Consider the following 19,950-nt stretch of genomic DNA (forward strand, 5'->3'; position numbering starts at 1 on the left):
AGCGGTGTGTCAGGCAACATTGTTGTCGGATGTGCCATCGTGATCGCGAGCAGGCTCACTCCTACAGGGAATTGGGGGCCAATTTCGGGTTTTTGGGGTGCGCAACTATTGCCGATCCCGCAACAGCGGTAATCTGGCAGGCACGCCAAATAGTCTCGGGAGCCTCGTCGGTATGGAACTTCACGTCGTGATCAACGGCCGCAAGGATCTTGCCGGTCAGTTGTATCAGCAACTGCGCGGCGCCATTGAGTCCGGGCGTCTGGCCGCTGGCACGCAGTTGCCGCCCAGCCGTCTGCTCGCCGAGCAACTGGGCATCTCGCGCAAGACCATTTCCGACACCTACGCGCAACTGACCTACGAAAACTTCCTCACCGGGGTAATCGGCAAAGGCACGTACGTGAATGCGCGCCCGGCGCAGGTCCAGCGCAAGCAAAGCCACACCGAGCTGGCCAGTGCCGAGGTGATCGAGAGCTGGCGCAATCTGCCGGTGTTTCTGCGTCACCCGACGCTGGAAGGCTCGCTGCGTTATGACTTCATCGGTGGCGCGACGAGCAAGGGCCAGTTTCCGCAGGATGACTGGCGCCGCTGCGTCGCCCATGCAATGCGCCAGATGGGCCAGTCCAAGGGTTTCTACAGTGTCGCCGAAGGCCTGCCGGCGCTGCGCAATGCGATTGCCCGGCACATCGCGTTTTCCCGCGGGATCAATTGCCAGGACGAAGACATCGTCGTGTGCAACGGCGCGCAACAGGCGCTGGACCTGATCACTCGCGTGCTGATTCGCCCCGGCAGTCTGGTGGCGATGGAAGATCCCGGTTATCCGCCGGCACGCCTGTTGTTCGGCACCCATGGCGCCGAGGTGGTCGGGATTCCGGTGGATGCCGAGGGCATTCAGGTCGAGCACATTCCCGATGGCACGCGCCTTATCTATGTCACGCCGTCGCACCAGTTTCCGCTGGGCATGCCGATGAGTCAGGCGCGCCGCGAAGCCTTGCTCGCTCGCGCTCATGAGCTGGGCGCGATCATCATCGAGGACGACTATGACAGCGAGTTTCGCTATGAAGGCCGGCCGACCGATTCGCTGTTCAACCTCGACCAGCGCGGCATCGTCGCTTACGTCGGCACCTTCTCGAAAACCCTGCTGCCGGAGTTGCGCCTGGGTTATGCGATTCTGCCGCCGGCGATTCTCGAAGCGGTGATCCGCGCCAAGCAGCTCACCGATTTGCACGCCTCGACTCTGCCGCAATGGGCGCTGGCGAAGTTCATCGCCGAGGGTTGCCTGCTCAAGCATATCCGCCGCTGTCATGCGATTTATGCGCAGCGCCGCGAGCGGATTCTCGCGCGCATGGCCACCGATCTGGCGCCATGGCTTGAGGCGGTGCCGGCCAGCGCCGGGTTTCATATGGCGGTGTTCTGCAAAGTGCCGATCGACCTGCCGCTGGTGATCGAACTGGCGAAAAAAGTCGAAGTCGGTTTGTACTCGATCAACGGCTTCTATTATCAGCAACCGGCGAAAAACGGCCTGTACTTCGGCTTTGGCGCCATCGAAACCCTCGACATCGATATCGCTTTGGATCGCCTGCGCGACATCCTGCAACAAGTTGCCTGAATGATTGGCCTAAAGATTTAACCGCCGATTGGTTATTGGTGTTCAGGGGGTGCAGGCCTATTCTGCACAGGCGTTATCCCTCAATGAGCAGGATTCGTCCGGCCTGATTCAGGAGTGTGAGCAATGTCCAACGAAGTGATCAATACGGTCCAGGTGCAGGCTGCGGCCGGCCGCTCGGATGAATTGGGCAGGCAACTGCAGAAGATCGTCGAAACCCTGCGCGAAACGCCGGGCTGCGATTCCTATCTGGTCGACCGCTGCCCCGAGGACAGCCACCGCTGGACGGTCAGTGCCCGCTGGCAGTCGGAAGCGGCGATGCAGGCGCATTTCAACCGGCCCGAGGCGCAGGGGTTTATCGACCTGATCGATAGCCGGTTGGCCAATAGCGTCGACTTCAACAGCTTCCCCATCGTCTGATCTGGCCCCTTCGCGAGCAAGCTCGCTCCCACAGGTTTTTGTGTCGTACATTAATTATCGAACGACGCTGAACCCTGTGGGAGCGAGCCTGCTCGCGAAAGCGCATTCCGCCACACCGATAACCTTTCTGAAACACCGCCGATTGGTCACCTGATCTTCCCGAATATTGGCCGTTTGAATGCTTAGCCTCGCGGACTACTGTAATTGCACCCCTCGTCATCACAGGTAACCCGCCATGAAAGCCCTGCCCTTCTTCGCCGCCGCCCTCGCCCTGAGCCTTTGCACCTCGGCCGCCTTCGCTCACGATCCCTCGGAAAAAGTCACCGTCCTCCAAGACCAGATGCTGAAAAACGCCCCCGGCAAAAAAGCCATGATGATCGAAGTCGACTACAAACCCGGTCAGTCCTCGATCGCCCACAAACACGACGGCACGGCGATGGCCTACGTGCTGGAAGGCGAAGTGATTTCCCAAGTGAAAGGCGAACAGGCGATTACCTACAAGAAGGGCCAGTTCTGGTACGAACCCGCCGGCTCGGAACATCTGGTGTCGAAAAATGCCAGCAAAAGCAAACCCGCCAAGTTGCTGGTGTTCATGGTGCTGGCCCCGGATGAGCAAGTGTTGATCCCGCTGAAAAACTGATGGATGTTTAATCAGCCATAAATAAAAAGGCGCAAATCGATGATTTGCGCCTTTTTATTTCCGGGCGCAATTAACCGCCTCGGTTTACAGCAAATAAAACTATTCAACGGCAAACCAGACAGCAAATTGTCAGCTTGCTTACAGCCTCGCGGGTTTAGTCTGAATTAACGGTCGTCGACGACGACAACTCGAACTTTCCGACTGATGTTGTTTCACGGGAGAAACACCATGAAACTTGCGTTTGCCAGTACGTTGGCGATATCGGTTTTAGCCTTGTCCGCCTGTTCCGTCCCCACCGCGCCGAAAGCGGTTTCGTCCCTCGACACACTCTTCACCCAACCGGTCGGCCGCAGCAGTGCCGCCCAAGTGAAAAGTGGTCCCGGCGTGTCGCTCGGCGTGGTCTATAGCCCAAGCACGCAGACCAACCGCGAATACCTGCGTGACTATCAGGCCAACGCCGGCACCGGTTTCGGCCAGAGCCTGCTGGTCCAGCCGATCCATGACGCCTACGTCGCCAGCTCGAAACCGGACATGGCCGTGGAATGGGTCAACGCCTCGCTGCAACGCCAGTTCGGCTCGGTGACGGTGTATCCGGACATGCAAAGCCTGCGTGCGGCCAAGCCCGATGTGGTGGCGATCGTCGACACCCACAGCCAATTGATCACCTCGCGCAGTTCCGATATCAAGGCCGATGTCAGTGCCGACTTTTATGATGCTCAGTTGAACTACATCGGTACGGCGAAAGGTTCGGAGGCGCGGGAACTGACGCCAGTGTGGGCGGACTTCAAACGTTCGGAAGAGATAGTTGCCGACATTAATCAACAGCAGGATGTGCAAGTTAGGGCGCTGCAGAAGTTTGACCAGTCGCTCAACAATTTAGTCGCCAGTCCTGCGGACAAAGTGTCGATGCTCGATAGTAAACAAGATCAGAAGTTGTATTGAATGTAAGGGCCCTTTCGCGAGCAGGCTCGCTCCCACATTTGAAATGCAATTCCCCTGTGGGAGCGAGCCTGCTCGCGAAGGGGCCGGACCAAACAACATAAATCCTTCAGACATAAAAAAGCCCCGGCATCTCACGACACCGGGGCTTTCTCATTCAACCACTGCACAAGCCAAGTAAAATTCGGCATTTGCAGCAAAGGCGAGATACCGCGCCCTCGAACTTCACACATATGCTCATCTGTCTACTGTCAACCCTGACAGTAGACCGTCTCTCCAAATTGGCCTCCAATAAGATGACTGTATTGATCTCGAGATCGTAGGTCGGTTATCAGCGTATGCAGAAACCACAGGTTGAGGAGCAGGCAATGTCTAACATTATCAATAGCGCCAACGTGGAAGCTCTTGACCCAACTTTCGGATCTGATGATTCAGGTGTGAGTTGGTTAAAATATCCGGATGACACCAATGGATTTGTGTGGGGCATCACCGTCGCGCCGGACGACAAACTGTTGATCGCAGGCAGAGCTGGAAAACGTTTCTCAATCGTGCGCCTGAAGACTGATGGTCGACAAGATCCCGATTTCGGAGATCAAGGAAGTGTCATCGGCGAGTTCGCAGTCGGCGATCTATCGACGGGCAGAGGTGTTCGCGTACTCAAAGACAAGACAATACTGCTTGAAGGTTGGTTCGAGTACGATCCTTCGACCCCACCGCTGCGTGGTTTGGCTCTCTTTGACGATAAGGGATTCCCCGTCAAGGCATTTGGAAACGATGGGGTACTGATCGTTGATCCCATCTCGACACCCGCCTACCGATTGTCCAAAGAAGAGATCGCCAATAAAGACGCATCGACGTCCCGCGAAGGTGGACACTCCATTGAATTGCCAGACGGCAAGCTGATGATTATCAGCAATCATCTATATAGCTTCAGCGACAATATCGGTTTATTAATCAGGCTGGAAAAGAACGGTTCACTGGACATGAATTTTCATGAAAAAGGTTACGTCGCTGTCCAGTATCTTGCTAATTACACAACGACCACCTCACTGATAAGGCTCCAGGACGGATCATTTGCCGTTGGTGGAAGCACTACCGTGAACGGCAAAATGATGCCGATGATTGCTCGCTACAATGCACAGGGTGAGATCGTTAAAGAGTTCGGAAACAAAGGCTTTGTTGTGATTGAAACTGATCAGCATCGTGGCGATACAAGTCAACTTATAGAATTACTTGACGGTAATATCCTGGGTATTGGTAGCACGTCGTCACACACCATTCAAAGTGGCCTATTGTTTTGTATCGACAACAAAGGCGCATTGGTCTCTTCCTTTAATCAAGGTAAGCCATTGATTACCGCATATCCACGAGCGCCGATGGGTATTCAATGGCATCAAGGCACCCTGCGACAGGGCAAGCACATAATGGTTATCGCCGACACCTTAGGAGAGGAAGACTCAAAAACGATTATTGCCAAGTTCGACCTGGACGGTGCTCAAGACACCAATTTCGCAGATAAAGGTTTTTTGTCCATTAATCTAACTGATGTTCTCGATTTAGGCGTATCCATAGCCACCCAAAACGATCAGATTATCGGGGCTGGCACTTCCTTGCCTCATGCCGATGGCGTACGCGGTTTCGCCTTTCGTTGTTCGGAACTGGTGTAAATAAGAACAAAGAAAAAGCCCCGCCTCATCCGAGAGCGGGGCTTTCTCATTCAACCACTACTTACGCCAGTTCAAGCTCGGCATTCGCAGCTACAGCAGGCACGACCGCTTGCCCGCTCAACGCCAGGTCCAGCAGTTCACGGTTGGCCACTGCATACATGGCGTAGTCCGTGCCGCTCGCAGCACGGATTTCCACCAGCATGGCGCGCCAGCGCGAGATCATGCTTTCGTGCTGTTCCATCCACAGCGCCAGACGTGCTTCCACGTCTTGAGTGCCGTCGCCCTGTTGCAGGACGGAGATGGTGATTGCACGTTGCTGCCAGTCGACGTCATCACGGAACGCTTCACGGGCCAGGGCTTGCCAGTTGTTTTCAACCGGCAGCGCGCTGATCTGTTGCAGGTACCAGGTGATGTCCAGCGCACTGCCCACGGCGAAGTAAGCCTTGGCCACTTCGGCAGGGTTCTGCCCGGTCACGTCGGACGCTTCGATGATCGGCAGCAAGGTGTACAGGTGCGAGGTGCCCGCAACCATACGCGCCAGCAATTCCGGCACACCGGCTTCGACGTACGCCTGATAACGCGCCTGCCAGTTTTCGCGGATTTCGCCGCTCAGCAGTTCGTCGAGCTTCAGACCCAGCTCTTTCAGGTGCGGACCGAAATGCGCGACGTCACGGGCAGCGTTCTGCTCGTTGCGGCGAGCACGCAGGAACCAGCGCGTAGCGCGACGGCCCAGACGCATCAGCTCGTCCATCAGTTCCAGCTGGACGTCAGCGCTGACCTGGTAGTCCAGCGCTTCGATCTGACGGAACCAGTGCGGGAGGTGGAAAATGTCGCGCACGATCACGTAAGCGCCAGCGACGTTCGCCGGGCTCATGCCGGTCGACTCTTTGAGTCGTTGAACGAAGGTGATGCCCATGTGGTTGACCAGATCGTTGGCGATCTGGGTGCTGACGATCTCGCGCTTCAGGCGGTGACGACGCATGGCTTCGGAGAACTTGCTGACCAGAGACGGCGGGAACGCCGTTTCCATGTCGCGGGTCAGGTAGTCGTCGTCCGGCACCAAGGAGCCCAACAGCTGCTCTTTGAGGTCGATCTTGCTGTACGAGATCAGTACCGACAGCTCAGGACGAGTCAGCCCGTGGCCTTCGGCAATACGCTCGGCCAGTTGCTCTTCGGTCGGCAGGAACTCGATGGCACGATCCAGCTTGCCACGGCCTTCCAGATCGCCCATCAGACGCTTGTACTCAGCGATGCGTTCGTAGGCACGACGCGCCGCCAGCGACAGCGCCTGAGTCTGCTTGTAGTTGTTGCCCAGCACCAGATTGCCGACTTCGTCGGTCATGCTCGCCAGCAACTGGTTGCGTTGCTTGTCGGTCATGTCACCGGCCTGAACCACTTCGTTCAGCAGGATCTTGATGTTCACTTCGTGGTCGGAGCAGTCGACGCCACCGGCGTTGTCGATGAAGTCGGTGTTGGAGCCGCCGCCATTCAGACCGAATTCCACACGACCCAGTTGGGTCATGCCGAGGTTACCGCCCTCGCCCACGACTTTGCAGCGTAGCTCGTTGCCGTTCACGCGCAGTGCATCGTTGGCCTTGTCGCCGACATCGGCGTGGCTTTCGGTGCTGGCCTTGACGTAAGTACCGATACCGCCGTTCCAGAGCAGATCCACCGGTGCCTTGAGCAAGGCGTTCAGCAGTTCGGTCGGGGTCAGTTTGTCAGCCTTGATGTCGAAGCGTTCCTGCATCTGCGGGGAGATCGCGATGCTCTTCGCGCTGCGCGAGAAGATACCGCCACCTTCGGACATGATGCTGGTGTCGTAGTCGGTCCAGGCCGAACGCGGCAGGTCGAACATGCGGTGACGCTCGACGAAGCTGGTGGCCGGATTCGGGTTCGGGTCGATGAAGATGTGCATGTGGTTGAAGGCCGCGACCAGTTGCAGCTTGTCGGACATCAACAGGCCGTTACCGAACACGTCACCGGCCATGTCGCCGACGCCGACCACAGTGATGCTGTCTTCCTGAACATTGATGCCGCGCTCACGGAAGTGACGTTGTACGCCAACCCACGCGCCTTTGGCGGTAATGCCCATTTTCTTGTGGTCGTAACCGGCCGAACCACCGGACGCAAACGCGTCACCCAGCCAGAAGCCGTAGTCGATGGCGATGCCGTTGGCGATGTCGGAGAAGGTTGCAGTGCCCTTGTCCGCTGCTACTACCAGGTACGGGTCGTCATCGTCGTGGCGAACCACGTTCAATGGCGGCACCAGCGCGCCGTCTTTCAGGTTGTCGGTGATGTCCAACAGGCCGGAAATGAAGATGCGGTAGCAGGCGATGCCCTCGGCCGCGATCTCGTCACGGCTGCCGCCCAGTGGCAGGCGACGCGGCAGGAAGCCGCCCTTCGCACCCACTGGCACGATGACCGAGTTCTTCACTTGCTGGGCTTTTACCAGGCCGAGGACTTCGGTACGGAAGTCTTCTTCACGGTCGGACCAGCGCAGGCCACCACGGGCAACGTTACCGAAGCGCAGGTGCACGCCTTCAACACGTGGCGAGTAAACGAAGATTTCGAACTTCGGCACCGGCTTCGGCAGTTCAGGGATCGCGTGCGGATTGAACTTGAAGCTGAAGTACGACTTGTTCTGGCCGTTCGCATCAGTCTGATAGAAGTTGGTACGCAGGGTCGCTTTGATCAGGTCGAGGTAACGACGCAGGATGCGGTCTTCGTTGAGCACCTGGACGTCGTCCAGTGCGGTCAGAATCGCTTGTTCCAGACGCAGTTGCTTGTCCTCCAGATCGTCGTCGCTGAGTTTGCGCGCCAGATAGAAGCGGGTCTTGAACAACCGGGTCAGCTCGCGAGCGATGTCGGTGTGGTTGTTCAGGGTGCTGGCGATGTAACCCAGATCGAAGCCCAGACGAATCTGCTTCAGGTAACGCGCGTAAGCACGCAGCAACGCCACGTCGCGCCATGGCAGGCCGGCGGTCAGTACCAGACGGTTGAACGCATCGTTTTCAGCGTCGCCGCGAACGATGTGGACGAAGGCGTCTTGCAGTGTGTCGTTGAGTTGCTGGATGTCGAGGTCGAGGCCTTCAGCGGCAGTGAACGCGAAGTCGTGAATCCAGAACTCGCGGCCATTGGTGTGACGCAGACGGTACGGGAACTCACCCAGTACGCGCAGGCCGAGGTTTTCCAGAATCGGCAAGACGTCGGATAGCGCCAGCGGCGTGTCGGCGTGGTACAGCTTGCAATGCAGCTCGCGTTGGCCGGAAACCTGACCGAGCGGCTGATAGAAGCTCATCACCAGCGGATTTTTTTCGTTGAGGCTCAGCAGGTGCTGCATGTCGACCACGGCCGAATGCGCGGCGAAACGCTCGCGGTAGCCGGCCGGGAAGCCTTTCGGGAAGTCGGCCAGCACGTTGGTGCCGTGGGCTTCGCCGAAGCTCTCGACGGTCAGTGCGGCGTAGTCGTCCTGCCAGCTGCGGCAGGCTTGTACGACTTCTTTTTCCAGCAGCACCGGGTCGATGTCGAGACGGTTTTTCGGGTCGACACGCAGGATCAACTGCACGCGCGCCAGAACCGACTCGGAGAAGAACGTCCAGAATTCGCAATCGGAAGCCTTCAGGCGCTCCATCAGCACTTGCTGGATCTTCTGACGAACTTCGGTGGAATAAATGTCGCGCGGCACGTAGGCCAGGCAGTAGCAGAAACGACCGTAGGGGTCTTTGCGCAGGAACACGCGGATCTTGTTGCGTTCCTGGATCTGCACGATCGACATCACGGTGGTGAACAGTTCGTCGACCGGGGTCTGGAACAGGTCATCACGCGGCAGCACTTCCAGCACCTGCGCCAGTTCCTTGCCCAGGTGAGCCTTGGACTGGAAGCCGGAGCGGTGTTCGATTTCGGCGACCTTGCGACGAATGAACGGGATAACCCGCACACTCTCGCCATACACCGACGAGGTGTACAGGCCCATGAAGCGGTGTTCCTTGATGACTTTGCCGTCGGCGTCGATTTCACGGATCGACACGTAATCCGGGTAAGCCGGACGGTGCACACGGCTCGGATGCGCAGCCTTGGCGAACGACAGCAGGGTCGGTTCGCGCAGGTAGTTCACCGCGTAGTCTTCGATGCGCAGGTCGTCGTAGGTCAGGCCAGTGCGCAGCAGTTTGGTCAGGCCGAGGAAGGAACTCTGGTCGTACTCGATGTGGCCGCCATCGGCCTGATCGGTGACCACGAATTCTTCGTAGCCGAGGAAGGTGAAGTGGTTGCCCACCAGCCATTCCAGGAAGCTTTTGATTTCGTTCTTTTCGTCGGCATCAACGGCAAACGCGCTGTTGTCGAGTTTGGTGAGGATTTCCTGCACCTTGGCTTTCATCGGTTCGAAATCGGCGACCGCAACGCGGACTTCACCGAGAACCTGTTCCAGCTCTTTGCTCAGCACATTCAGTTCGGCCGCGTTGGCGCAGCGGTCGATTTCCAGGTACATCAACGACTCTTGCAGAATGTCGTCGCCCTGGGTGCCTTTCGGCAGGATTTCCAGCAACTCGCCCTTGCTGCCACGACGCACGCTGAGCACGGTGGTTTGCAGGGTGTGGATGCTGTAGCCGCGACGGTTCAGTTCGGTGCGGACCGAGTCGACCAGAAATGGCAGGTCATGGTGCAGGACTTCGACCGCGGTGTGGGTCGACTGCCAGCCATGACGCTCGTAATCAGGGTTGTAGACGCGCACTTGCGGTTGCGCGTGATCGAAGCGCTCAAGCAGGCGCCACGCAGAGAGAGTACAGCCAGCGAGGTCGGAGAGGCGACGTTGAGTCAGCTCGTCCAGAGAAATGATGCCGAAGAATTGTTCAGCGAACAGCGCCACTTGTGGCAGTGCCTGTTCACTGATGTGCTGCGCCAGTGCCGCTTGCAGTTGGTGCTGGAAGTCGGCTTTGCTGGCTGCGGTGAAGAACGCCATCTGTGGTACTCCGCTTAAGCTTGTTATTGATGGAAAGCGTCGCGTGCAACACCCCTTTCGGGGCCTGTGTCGCCCTGTTCCTGATTCTCGGGCAGAGGAAACAGGGGGACAGGTGGGTGAAGCTGGACGGGACACTCAGGTCACATTCACCTTCCATAGAATGAGCATCTGCAAAAACGACTGTCAGCGTCACCGACAATGCCTTTACGGGTGCTCATCCGTTGCGCAGCTTAAAGGGTGCGACAATGTGTCTGCTTGCGGTGCTGCGACATATTCGGTCATTGGCACGTAAACCGAGGGTTTGGCAACGATAAACACTAGCACTCGTGGCGCAAAACGCCGGGTTGCATGCCCGTATTTACGGGACATTCGTCCCAGATGCAGACCTTTTGCCCTTACATATCCAGAAACGAAAACGCCCAAGGCCGTTTTATCGACCTTGAGCGTGGCATCGGGTTCAGCGCCCGCGGTTGACGCGGATCAGTCGGGCAACTCTTCGTAAGCGCGAAATTTGCTCACGGTGCCGCAGTCGTAGCACTGCATCTGCAGGGTCAATTTATCCATGCTGGCGTCGATGTTGCTGGAGTCGCACTCGCGGCAGAACAGCTGCGGATGGTCGAATTGCAGCGCGGCGACCGGCTAGCCCGTGAGGAACCGAGGCACAAAATCGTCTCGCCAGAACAGCCCCGGCGACTTGGAAAAACCGGCACCACTGTCCTTGAGCACGACGTCGTAAAGCAGACGGGTCATGGCCGGCTGCGGCACGCGCGAATCGCGGTAGCTGTCCTTGCGCCAGTTCTCCGCCAAGGCGAGTTGCGCGGTGCTCTGCATGTTGCGCGGAATCGTGTTGGAGGCGTGGGTGCGGCCCTTGGAGTTGCCGGTGGCATAGAAGTGCGCGGCACTTTTCACCGCCACTTTGGCGAAGTAATAGATCTGGCTGACCGAGAAATTCTGCAGCAACGTGCCGATCACCGAGTCGGCGCGGGCTTCGGCGGTGAACGCCATACCGACCTGATTGGCTAATAGGTGCACGTATTGAATCGATTCCTCCCGCGCAAGCCTGAAGATCATTGCGTACAACTCACGCTTCCACCCTGGCAGCACAGGCCCGGACAGCTCTTCGTACAGCGCCAGATAGAGCGTATCGCGCGTGCAGCGCACGCCGTCGACCAGCGCGACGTTGGCCTGCCAGTACACCGCCGGATAAGCGCTGATGCTGAAATCGTCCGCCCGATTGAACGCGCGAATGTCCGATGCCGTATCTACCTGCAAGGCGCCCGCCTCGTGCAGACCTTTCAGCAACTCTTCACTGAAAGTGTCAGTGGACGTGAGCTTTTCCCCTCTGAGTTCAGCATCAAGCGCGGCAATGCATTCGCCTGCGCCATGGCCGCCGTCATCCAGCAACGCGAGCAAGGCCAGTTTTTGCTGAAATCCAAGACTGGCAAAGGCCACCGGTGGGGTTGGCGTGCCGTAACGCATGGCTAAATCACTGCGGTCACGCTCGGCTTGATCGGCGAGTTGCTGCTTGCGCAATCGCGAACAGGCGTCACAACCACACACGGTGCGTCGCGAGCCAGTACCGACGGTGAAATATTGATGCTCGCACTTCACACACTTGTAAGTGCTGCGCAGGGAAACCGGCGTCCCGCGGGCGGGCCGGCGCATCCACATCGGCAAATCGCAATACGGGCATCTCAGGTCGGCACTGACAATCGGCGGCAGCACTTTCAGTACACTGCGTACCGTGTCCGCGAGCTTGTATTCGGCGATCAAGTCTGCGGTTTTCTCGCCGTTGAGATAGCGCTGGTAAAGCGCTTCAACCTGTTCCTCGGACAGATGCCGGATTTCTTGCGCCCATTCGAAATACTGCTTCATCAAAAGAGATCCTTTTTTTCATGTTGTCCATCGCACTCCCTTGCGCTTGAGCAGTAAAATCTGACGGCAAAAAGCCGCCAAAACAAGCGAAAACACGTCTAACTCACGCCATCTATCGGCTTTTCAAAAACCCTACGAGGCCGTCGGATGTTTCGTACCTGTTTAGATGAAACATCCTTAAGAGCACGCCCGGGCTCAACGATGTGCAGCAGAATTTTCCTCAGGCTGGCAAAATCGGCTTTTTTGCGCACCGTCAGAAGACGCGCCCGCCCAACCAGGAACTGCCCATGCAAATGACCACCGCCCTACTCATCGTCAACCCGTGCGATGACGAAGAAGACAACATGGCCATGCTCTGCTGCCATAGCGACAAGGGCGACATGTTCCTGATGAGCCGCTATCCGGATGAGGATGAGCTGGAGATCACCCTGGATGGCGAGCCTTCGACCCTCGACGGTGTGAAAGTCACCCTGACCTCGACGCTGCTGAAGATCGAGATTGCAGCGGCGGATGCTGATGCGTTGAATGGGGATGATGTGCTGGAGATCAGCTTTAATCCGGACATGGTGGATCTGGATGAGGTTGTCGAAACCTTGACGAATATTCTTGATGGGACGGGTACCTTCATTAACGAAGTTTGATTGCGCCTGGGCTGGCCCCTTCGCGAGCAGGCTCGCTCCCACATTGACGGATGTACGCCGCTCGAATGTGGGAGCGAGCCTGCTCGCGAAGAGGCCCGAAAGAACACCGCCCTTCCTCGGCACTACAAAATTCCAACAATTCCCCCAGTCATTTCCCGCACTTTGCGCAAAATGCCGTTAGTCGCCACCCCCCGCGATGGATTAAAGTAACGCCCCCAGCCCCGGCGTTATCCGAACGCCTGTGGCCACCCCTTTCCAGGAACAGTCACCGATGGAACATCGTGAAGCGCTGCTGGCGCTGCGAACCTTTCTTTCAACGCAGATTCTCGGCCAGGAAAAACTCATCGAGCGTTTGCTCATCGCCCTGCTCGCCGACGGCCACATGCTGGTCGAGGGCGCGCCGGGTCTGGCCAAGACCAAAGCGATCAAAGAACTCGCCGAGGGCATCGAAGCCCAGTTCCATCGCATTCAGTTCACCCCGGACCTGCTGCCGGCCGACATCACCGGCACCGAGATCTATCGCCCGGAAACCGGCAGTTTCGTGTTCCAGCAAGGGCCGATCTTCCACAACCTGGTACTGGCGGACGAAATCAACCGCGCCCCGGCCAAGGTGCAATCGGCGCTGCTCGAGGCCATGGCCGAGCGTCAGGTCAGTGTCGGTCGCAGCACGTATGAGCTGTCGCCGCTGTTTCTGGTAATGGCCACGCAAAACCCGATCGAGCAGGAAGGCACCTATCCGCTGCCGGAAGCGCAGCTCGACCGTTTCCTCATGCACGTGAAAATCGGTTTCCCGGATGCCGCCGTCGAGCGCCGCATCCTGCAGCAGGCCCGTGGCGAAGCGTTGAACGGTGAAACCAAGCCTGAACGCCGCGTCAGCCAGCAGGCGATCTTCGCCGCGCGCAAGGAAATCCTCGGCCTGTACATGGCCGACGCCGTGGAGGAATACCTCGTGCAACTGGTCATGGCCACGCGCAACCCGGCCAAGTTCGATCCGGAAATGGCCGAGTGGATCGCCTACGGCGCCAGCCCGCGTGGTTCGATTGCTCTCGACCGCTGTGCCCGCGCCCACGCGTGGCTGGCCGGGCGCGACTTCGTCAGCCCGGAAGACATTCAAGCGGTGCTGTTCGATGTGTTGCGTCACCGCATCATTTTGTCGTTTGAAGCCGAAGCCGCCGGCATCGATCAGGATCGGGTGGTGCAGCGGATTCTCGACGTCGTAGCCGTCGCTTGACCCCCATGAACGCCCCCCAGCCTTCCGAACCCGGTATTCGCGTCAGCCTCGCCGAGCTGATCGAGATGCGCCACCGCGTGCGTGAAGTGCAACTGTTTTCCACGCCGAGTCAGCGCAGCCCGCTGATCGGCCTGCATCACTCGAAATTCCGTGGTCGCGGCGTCGACTTCGATCAGGTGCGGGTCTATCAGGCCGGCGACGACGTGCGCACCATCGACTGGCGCGTGACCGCGCGCACGCAAGAGCCGCACACCAAGCTGTTCCACGAAGAGCGCGAACGGCCAATTTTCATTATGGTCGAGCAAAGCACGCGGCTGTTTTTCGGTTCCGGGCTGATGTTCAAATCGGTACTCGCGGCGCAAGTGGCGGCTCTGATCGGCTGGGCCGCGCTCGGCCATAACGATCGCGTTGGCGGACTGGTCTTCGGTGACAACGAGCATTACGAAATCAAGCCACGGCGCAGCAAACAGAGCCTGCTGCAACTGCTCAACCGCTTGGTCAAGGTCAATCAGTCGCTGCACAGCGAGCGTGAGCCGGATCGCGATGCGTTCGGCGTGGCGTTGCGCCGTGCCCGTGAAGTGTTGCGCCCGGGCAGTCTGGTGATTGTCATCTGCGACGAGCGCGCGTTGTCCGACAGTGCCGAGCAGCAACTGAGCCTGCTCTCGCGCCACTGCGATCTGCTGATGTTGCCGCTGTCCGATCCGCTGGATCACGCCCTACCCGCCGCCGGACTTTTGCGATTCGCCCAACGCGGCGCGCAACTGGAACTCGACACGTTGAATTTCGAGCTGCGCCAGACCTATCGCGCCCAGGCCGAAGCACGCATCGCCCGCTGGGAATTGCTCGCGCAAAAACTGCGGGTATTGCTGATGCCGCTGAGTACGCAAAGTGAAATGGTCGAGCAGATGCGCGAATTCCTCAATCCGCAGCGTCCGGGTAAAAGTCGATGAACGGCCTCGAACAACTGCAACCGCTGATCTCGCCCCCACCGATTGCCTTCTGGCCGCCGGCGCCGGGCTGGTGGCTGCTGCTTCTTTTGCTGCCGGCGCTGGGGTTCGCTGCGTGGCGCCTGCGCCGTTTCATTCCGATGAAGAAACGCCCGATCGTTCGCGCCGAACAGCCACTCGACCCGGTGCGCATCGCCGCCCTTGCCGAACTGGCGCAAATGCCCAAACCCTACGACGGCGCCCCGGCCGGGGCGTGGCTGCAACAACTCAACGGCCTGCTCAAGCGCCTGTGCCGCAACCACTATCCCTACAGCCAGAGCCACACCCTCAACGGCCGTAAATGGCTGGCCTTTCTCGACAACCGTTGCCCGGCGGCGGGCCTCACCCGTTGGATGGTTCTGGTCGAAGGCGCCTATAAACCGGAATGCAAACTCGATGACAAAGCCATCGCCGGCCTGACCCAAGCGGTCGATACATGGATTCGCAAACATGTTTGAGTTCGCCTGGCCGTGGATCTTCGCGCTGGTGCCGCTGCCGTGGCTGATGCGTCTGGTGCTGCCAGTGGCCGACAGCGGCGAGCCAGCGCTGAAAGTCAGTTTCCTCGCCGACCTTGAGGGTCTCGCCCGCCGTCGCGCTCGCGCCAATCTGCCGGCGTGGCGTCAACAGGCGCCGTTCATGCTGCTGTGGCTGTTGCTGCTGACCGCCGCCGCCCGTCCGCAATGGCTTGGCGAGCCGTTGCCGATTGCCGCCAGTGGTCGCGATCTGCTGGTAGCGGTGGATGTCTCCGGTTCGATGGACTTCCCCGACATGCAGTGGCAGGACGAAGAAGTCAGTCGCCTGTCGCTGGTTCAGCATCTGCTCGGCGACTTCCTCGAAAGCCGCGAGGGTGATCGTGTCGGCCTGATCCTGTTTGGCAGTCAGGCCTATCTGCAAGCGCCGCTGACTTTTGATCGCCGCACCGTGCGCGTCTGGCTCGACGAAGCGCGCATCGGTATCGCCGGCAAAAACACCGCCATCGGTGACGCCATCGGTCTGGGCCTGAAACGCCTGCGCCTGCGTCCGGCGCAAAGTCGTGTACTGATTCTAGTCACTGACGGTGCCAACAACGGTGGCGAAATCGATCCACTGACCGCAGCAAAACTGGCCGCCAGAGAGGGCGTGAAAATCTACCCGATCGGCATTGGCGCCAACCCGGAAGACAGCGGTTCAACCGGCCTGCTTGGCGTCAATCCGAGCCTGGACCTCGACGAGCCAGCGCTCAAAGCCATCGCCGAAGCCACCGGTGGCCAGTATTTCCGCGCCCACGATGGCAAAGAGTTGCAAGCGATCAAAGACACCCTCGACCAGCTCGAACCCGTCACCCAGCAACCGACCCAGGCGCGCCCGGCACAGGCCTTGTATCACTGGCCTTTGGCGTTGGCGCTGTGGTTGAGTCTGTTACTGGTCAGCCGTGAATTGTGGCCGGACAACCCGTTGCAACGCCTGTTTACCAAGGAGCTGTACCTGCAAAGTCCGCTGCCTGACTGGCGCGAGCGCCTCAAGCGCCTGCGTTTGCGGAGGCGCCGATGATCGCGCTCTGGCCGCACTGGTTCCGTCCGTGGTGGCTGCTGTTGCTGCCGCTGCTGGGCTGGCTGATCTGGCAACTCTGGCACCGGCAGAAACGCGCCGGGCGCTGGCAGATGATTTTGCCACCGGCGTTTCATGCCACGCTGCTCAGTGGCGGCAATGGTCGCGACAGCAAACTGCCGTGGGTCGCCCTCGGCGTGGCATGGTTGCTGACCATTCTGGCGCTGCTCGGGCCGAGTTGGGAGCGCGTCGAACAGACCAGCCAGAAGCCCGCCGATCCATTGGTCGTGGTGCTGGAACTGACCCCGGAAATGCTCGCCACCGATTCGCCACCGACGCGCCTGGAACAGGCGCGGCGCAAGCTGTTCGATCTGCTGCAGGCGCGCAGCGATGCGCAGACCGCCATCGTCGTCTATGCCGGCAGCGCGCACACGCTGGTGCCGCTGTCGGATGACCTGGCGACCAGTCGCAATCTGCTCGATGCGCTCAAACCGTCGTTGATGCCGGAAAGCGGCCACCGTGCCGATCTCGCGGTGAGCAAAGCGCTGGCCTTGCTCAAACAAGGCGCGCTCGGTCAGGGGCGGATTCTGTTGATCGGCTCGTCGCTTGATGAACAGGAACGCCAAGGCATTCGCCGCGCGCTGAGTGGGCAATCGACGCAACTGTTGATGCTCGGCGTCGGCACCGCCGAAGGTGCGCCGATTGCTCAGGAGGACGGCAGTTTCCTCAAGGACGAACAGGGCGCGATTCGCGTGCCGCAACTCGACAGTCCGGGCCTGAGCGCATTCCTCAACAGCGTCGGCGGTGAATACCACCCTGCCCGCCTCGACGAAGCGGATCTCGGCGCGCTCGGTCTGCTCAACGGTCCGCGCAGCTTGCGCGACGATGGCCAGACCGTGCGCCTCGACACCTGGGCCGATCAGGGTTACTGGCTGCTGTTGCCACTGTTGCTGCTCGCGGCGTGCGCCGGGCGGCGCGGCTGGTTGTTCTGCCTGCCGTTGCTGTTCTGCCTGCCGCAGCCCAGCTACGCTTTTGACTTTGAGGATTTGTGGCTGCGCCCCGATCAACAGGGTCTGCACCTGCTCAAACAGAAGCGCCCGGCCGAGGCGGCGCAACATTTCGAAGATCACCAGTGGCAAGGGGTGGCGTTGTACGAGGCCGGCGACTACAGTGGCGCCGCTCAGCGTTTCGCCGAAGGCAGCGATGCCCGCGCCCACTACAATCGTGGCAACGCGCTGGCGAAAAGCGGTGAGCTGGAAGCGGCGATCGATGCCTATGAGCAGGCGCTGGAACAGCAACCGGATTTACGTCCGGCGCAGACCAACAAGACGCTGGTGGAAAATCTGCTCAAGCAGAAAAATACGCCGCCGCCCGCCGAACCGGACACCCAACCGAGCGAGCAGCAAAGTCTGCCGGGCGACGAACCAGCGCCTGCGACCACGCCGCCGCCCGCCGTGAACAGTGAAACCCAGAGCCCGTCGCAGCCTGTCGAACCGGCCAGCGAACCGCCCCCGACCACGCCGCCGCAGCCAGGCCCCAACGAAGTGCCGGGCAGCGACGAGGAAGAACAAACGGACACCGTGCCGACGCTGCGCCCGAGCGAGGACAACCTCGAAGGCGAGCAACGCCAGGCACTGGAACAATGGCTGGGCAAGATCCGGGATGACCCGGGCGAACTGCTGCGACGAAAATTCTGGTACGAACAGCAACAACATCAGGATCAGGAAAACACTCGATGACCCGCTTCACCGCTCTCTTGCTGCCCCTGCTGCTCTGCACGGCCACCGCCCAGGCGGCCGAGCTGACCGCCAGTGTGGATCGCAGTCGCCTGAACTCCGGCGAGACGGTCGAACTCACCCTCGAAACCAGCGACGTCACCCAGTTCGGCAAACCTGACCTGACCGCGCTGGAAGCGTTGTTCGAAGTACGCGGCACGCGCCAGGTCAACCAGCTCAACACCCTCAACGGCGACAACCGCGCGACCACGCGCTGGATCATCACCCTGCTGCCGAAAGAGAACGGCAGCGTGGTGATCCCGCCGCTGCAACTGGGCGACGCGCAGAGCCAGCCGATCACCGTACAAGTGGTCGAAAGCGATACCCGCGAGAACAAGAACAGCCTTGATCCGGTGTTCATCGAAGCCAGCCTCGATCAGTCCAGCGTCTACGTGCAGGCGCAAGCGATTCTGACCCTGCGCATCTACCATTCGGTGTCGCTGTACGACGACAGCAGCCTGACGCCCCTGCAAATCGCCGATGCGCGCATCGAACAACTCGGCGACACGCGCACCTACGAAAAAGACCTCAACGGCGTGCGCCATGGCGTCATCGAAATGCGCTACGCGATCTACCCGCAGCACAGCGGTTTGCTGACCATTGCGCCGCAGACCTTCAGCGCGACACTGGTCGATACGCAGCCGTCACAGGATGCCAATGCGCAGGGGCCGAAACCGGGCAAACTGATGCGCGTCAGTTCCGCCGAAATCCCTCTGACCGTCAAACCCAAACCGCTGACCTACCCGGTCGACGCGCCATGGCTGCCCGCGCGCAGCCTGAGCCTCAGCGAAAGCTGGAACCCGGAACCGGAACATATCCAGGTCGGCGACTCGATGACGCGCAGCCTCACCCTGAAAGTCGAAGGCCTGGCCAGCTCGCAACTGCCAGCGCTACCCGCCACCGAGGCCAACGGCCTGCGCCGCTACCCCGATCAACCGGTACTGAGCAACCAGAGCACCGACCGCGGCATTGTCGGCAGCCGCGAAGAACGCGAAGCGCTGGTGCCAAGTCGCAGCGGCGCCATCGAATTGCCGACCGTGGACGTGGTCTGGTGGAACACCTTCGAAGACCATCTGGAACACAGCAGCCTGCCCGCACGCACCCTGCAAGTAGCCAACAACCCAAGCCTGCAAGTCGATACCCCAACCGGCAACCTGCAGCCGAGCATCGTCGATAATGATGTGTTGTGGTGGTGGAAACTCAGCACCCTGATCCTCGCTTGCACCACCCTGCTCGGCTTCGGCCTGTGGTGGCGCGCACGCTGGCAACCGGCAGTGCATCGCGCCGCCCAAACCGGTCCGAGCCCGCGCACCTTGATGGATGACATCAAGCGGGCGAGCCAAGCGAATGACCCGCAAGCAACACGGCAGGCACTGGATGCGTGGGCGCGGCAACAGCCGGAGACATTGGCGGATATGGCGGCGCGGTTTGTGCCGTTGTCGGATGCGCTGGATGGGTTGAATGGGGCGCTGTACAGCGAGACGGGGCAGCATTGGCAGGGTGAGGATTTGTGGCGGGCGATCCGCACGATTCCAGCGGCGGAACGGGTGCAGGATCCGGTGGGTGATAGCGGGTTGCCGCCGCTTTATCCGAAGTAAAAGCAAAAGATCGCAGCCTTCGGCAGGTCCTACAGAGGGTATGTGTAGACGCTGCCGAAGGCTGCGATCTTTCGATTTTGCTTTAGGGAAA

General features: G+C 59.7%; 14 protein-coding genes. 12 read left to right on the forward strand and 2 right to left on the reverse strand.

Going from position 1 to position 19,950, the window contains the following annotated elements:
• Positions 1–172: 172 nt before the first annotated feature.
• From L8H52_RS06110 to L8H52_RS06130, 5 genes are all read left to right on the forward strand, one after another.
• Entirely contained in the window at positions 173–1,606 is a 1,434-nt protein-coding gene (locus L8H52_RS06110; RefSeq protein ID WP_242206027.1) for a PLP-dependent aminotransferase family protein, read from the forward strand.
• 123 nt (positions 1,607–1,729) lie between these two features.
• A complete protein-coding gene (locus L8H52_RS06115; RefSeq protein WP_016984406.1) occupies positions 1,730–2,023 on the forward strand; it encodes a putative quinol monooxygenase in 294 nt (97 codons plus the stop codon).
• A gap of 235 nt (positions 2,024–2,258) precedes the next feature.
• The gene (locus tag L8H52_RS06120) at positions 2,259–2,663 is read left to right on the forward strand and encodes a cupin domain-containing protein (RefSeq protein ID WP_242206029.1); all 405 of its coding nucleotides are present in this window, start codon (positions 2,259–2,261) and stop codon (positions 2,661–2,663) included.
• Between the two features lie 228 nt (positions 2,664–2,891).
• Positions 2,892–3,605 carry an ATPase gene (locus tag L8H52_RS06125; protein ID WP_242206031.1) on the forward strand — a complete coding sequence of 238 codons (714 nt, stop codon included), beginning with the start codon at positions 2,892–2,894 and terminating at the stop codon, positions 3,603–3,605.
• A gap of 365 nt (positions 3,606–3,970) precedes the next feature.
• A complete protein-coding gene (locus L8H52_RS06130) occupies positions 3,971–5,269 on the forward strand; it encodes a hypothetical protein (RefSeq protein ID WP_242206033.1) in 1,299 nt (432 codons plus the stop codon).
• A 61-nt stretch (positions 5,270–5,330) separates the two neighbouring features.
• Here the strand turns inward: L8H52_RS06130 and L8H52_RS06135 are convergent, their stop codons facing one another.
• Entirely contained in the window at positions 5,331–10,226 is a 4,896-nt protein-coding gene (locus L8H52_RS06135) for an NAD-glutamate dehydrogenase (protein ID WP_242206035.1), read from the reverse strand.
• Positions 10,227–10,865: 639 nt separating this feature from the next.
• Positions 10,866–12,101: a hypothetical protein gene (locus L8H52_RS06140; RefSeq protein ID WP_242206037.1), complete on the reverse strand. Its 1,236-nt coding sequence runs from the start codon at positions 12,099–12,101 to the stop codon at positions 10,866–10,868.
• A 287-nt stretch (positions 12,102–12,388) separates the two neighbouring features.
• Between L8H52_RS06140 and L8H52_RS06145 the strand changes: the two genes are divergently transcribed.
• The 7 genes from L8H52_RS06145 to L8H52_RS06175 all read left to right on the forward strand — a co-directional run bounded on the left by L8H52_RS06145 (position 12,389) and on the right by L8H52_RS06175 (position 19,859).
• Positions 12,389–12,742, forward strand: coding sequence for a hypothetical protein (locus L8H52_RS06145; RefSeq protein ID WP_007913918.1), 354 nt, complete (start codon positions 12,389–12,391; stop codon positions 12,740–12,742).
• 271 nt (positions 12,743–13,013) lie between these two features.
• The gene (locus L8H52_RS06150; protein WP_007913915.1) at positions 13,014–13,973 is read left to right on the forward strand and encodes a MoxR family ATPase; all 960 of its coding nucleotides are present in this window, start codon (positions 13,014–13,016) and stop codon (positions 13,971–13,973) included.
• Positions 13,974–13,978: 5 nt separating this feature from the next.
• The gene (locus L8H52_RS06155) at positions 13,979–14,923 is read left to right on the forward strand and encodes a DUF58 domain-containing protein (protein WP_242206039.1); all 945 of its coding nucleotides are present in this window, start codon (positions 13,979–13,981) and stop codon (positions 14,921–14,923) included.
• Positions 14,920–15,417, forward strand: coding sequence for a DUF4381 domain-containing protein (locus L8H52_RS06160; RefSeq protein WP_242206041.1), 498 nt, complete (start codon positions 14,920–14,922; stop codon positions 15,415–15,417). The genes L8H52_RS06155 and L8H52_RS06160 overlap by 4 nt, the downstream gene beginning before the upstream one ends.
• Positions 15,410–16,489, forward strand: coding sequence for a VWA domain-containing protein (locus tag L8H52_RS06165; RefSeq protein ID WP_242206043.1), 1,080 nt, complete (start codon positions 15,410–15,412; stop codon positions 16,487–16,489). Before L8H52_RS06160 ends, L8H52_RS06165 begins: the two co-directional genes overlap by 8 nt.
• Positions 16,486–18,225, forward strand: coding sequence for a tetratricopeptide repeat protein (locus tag L8H52_RS06170; RefSeq protein WP_242206044.1), 1,740 nt, complete (start codon positions 16,486–16,488; stop codon positions 18,223–18,225). The genes L8H52_RS06165 and L8H52_RS06170 overlap by 4 nt, the downstream gene beginning before the upstream one ends.
• On the forward strand, positions 18,222–19,859 hold the full coding sequence (locus tag L8H52_RS06175; protein ID WP_242206046.1) for a BatD family protein: 1,638 nt from the start codon (positions 18,222–18,224) through the stop codon (positions 19,857–19,859). Before L8H52_RS06170 ends, L8H52_RS06175 begins: the two co-directional genes overlap by 4 nt.
• The last annotated feature ends 91 nt before the right edge of the window (positions 19,860–19,950 follow it).

This window comes from Pseudomonas sp. CROZ-RG-20F-R04-15 (assembly GCF_022662375.1).
Lineage (GTDB): Bacteria > Pseudomonadota > Gammaproteobacteria > Pseudomonadales > Pseudomonadaceae > Aquipseudomonas.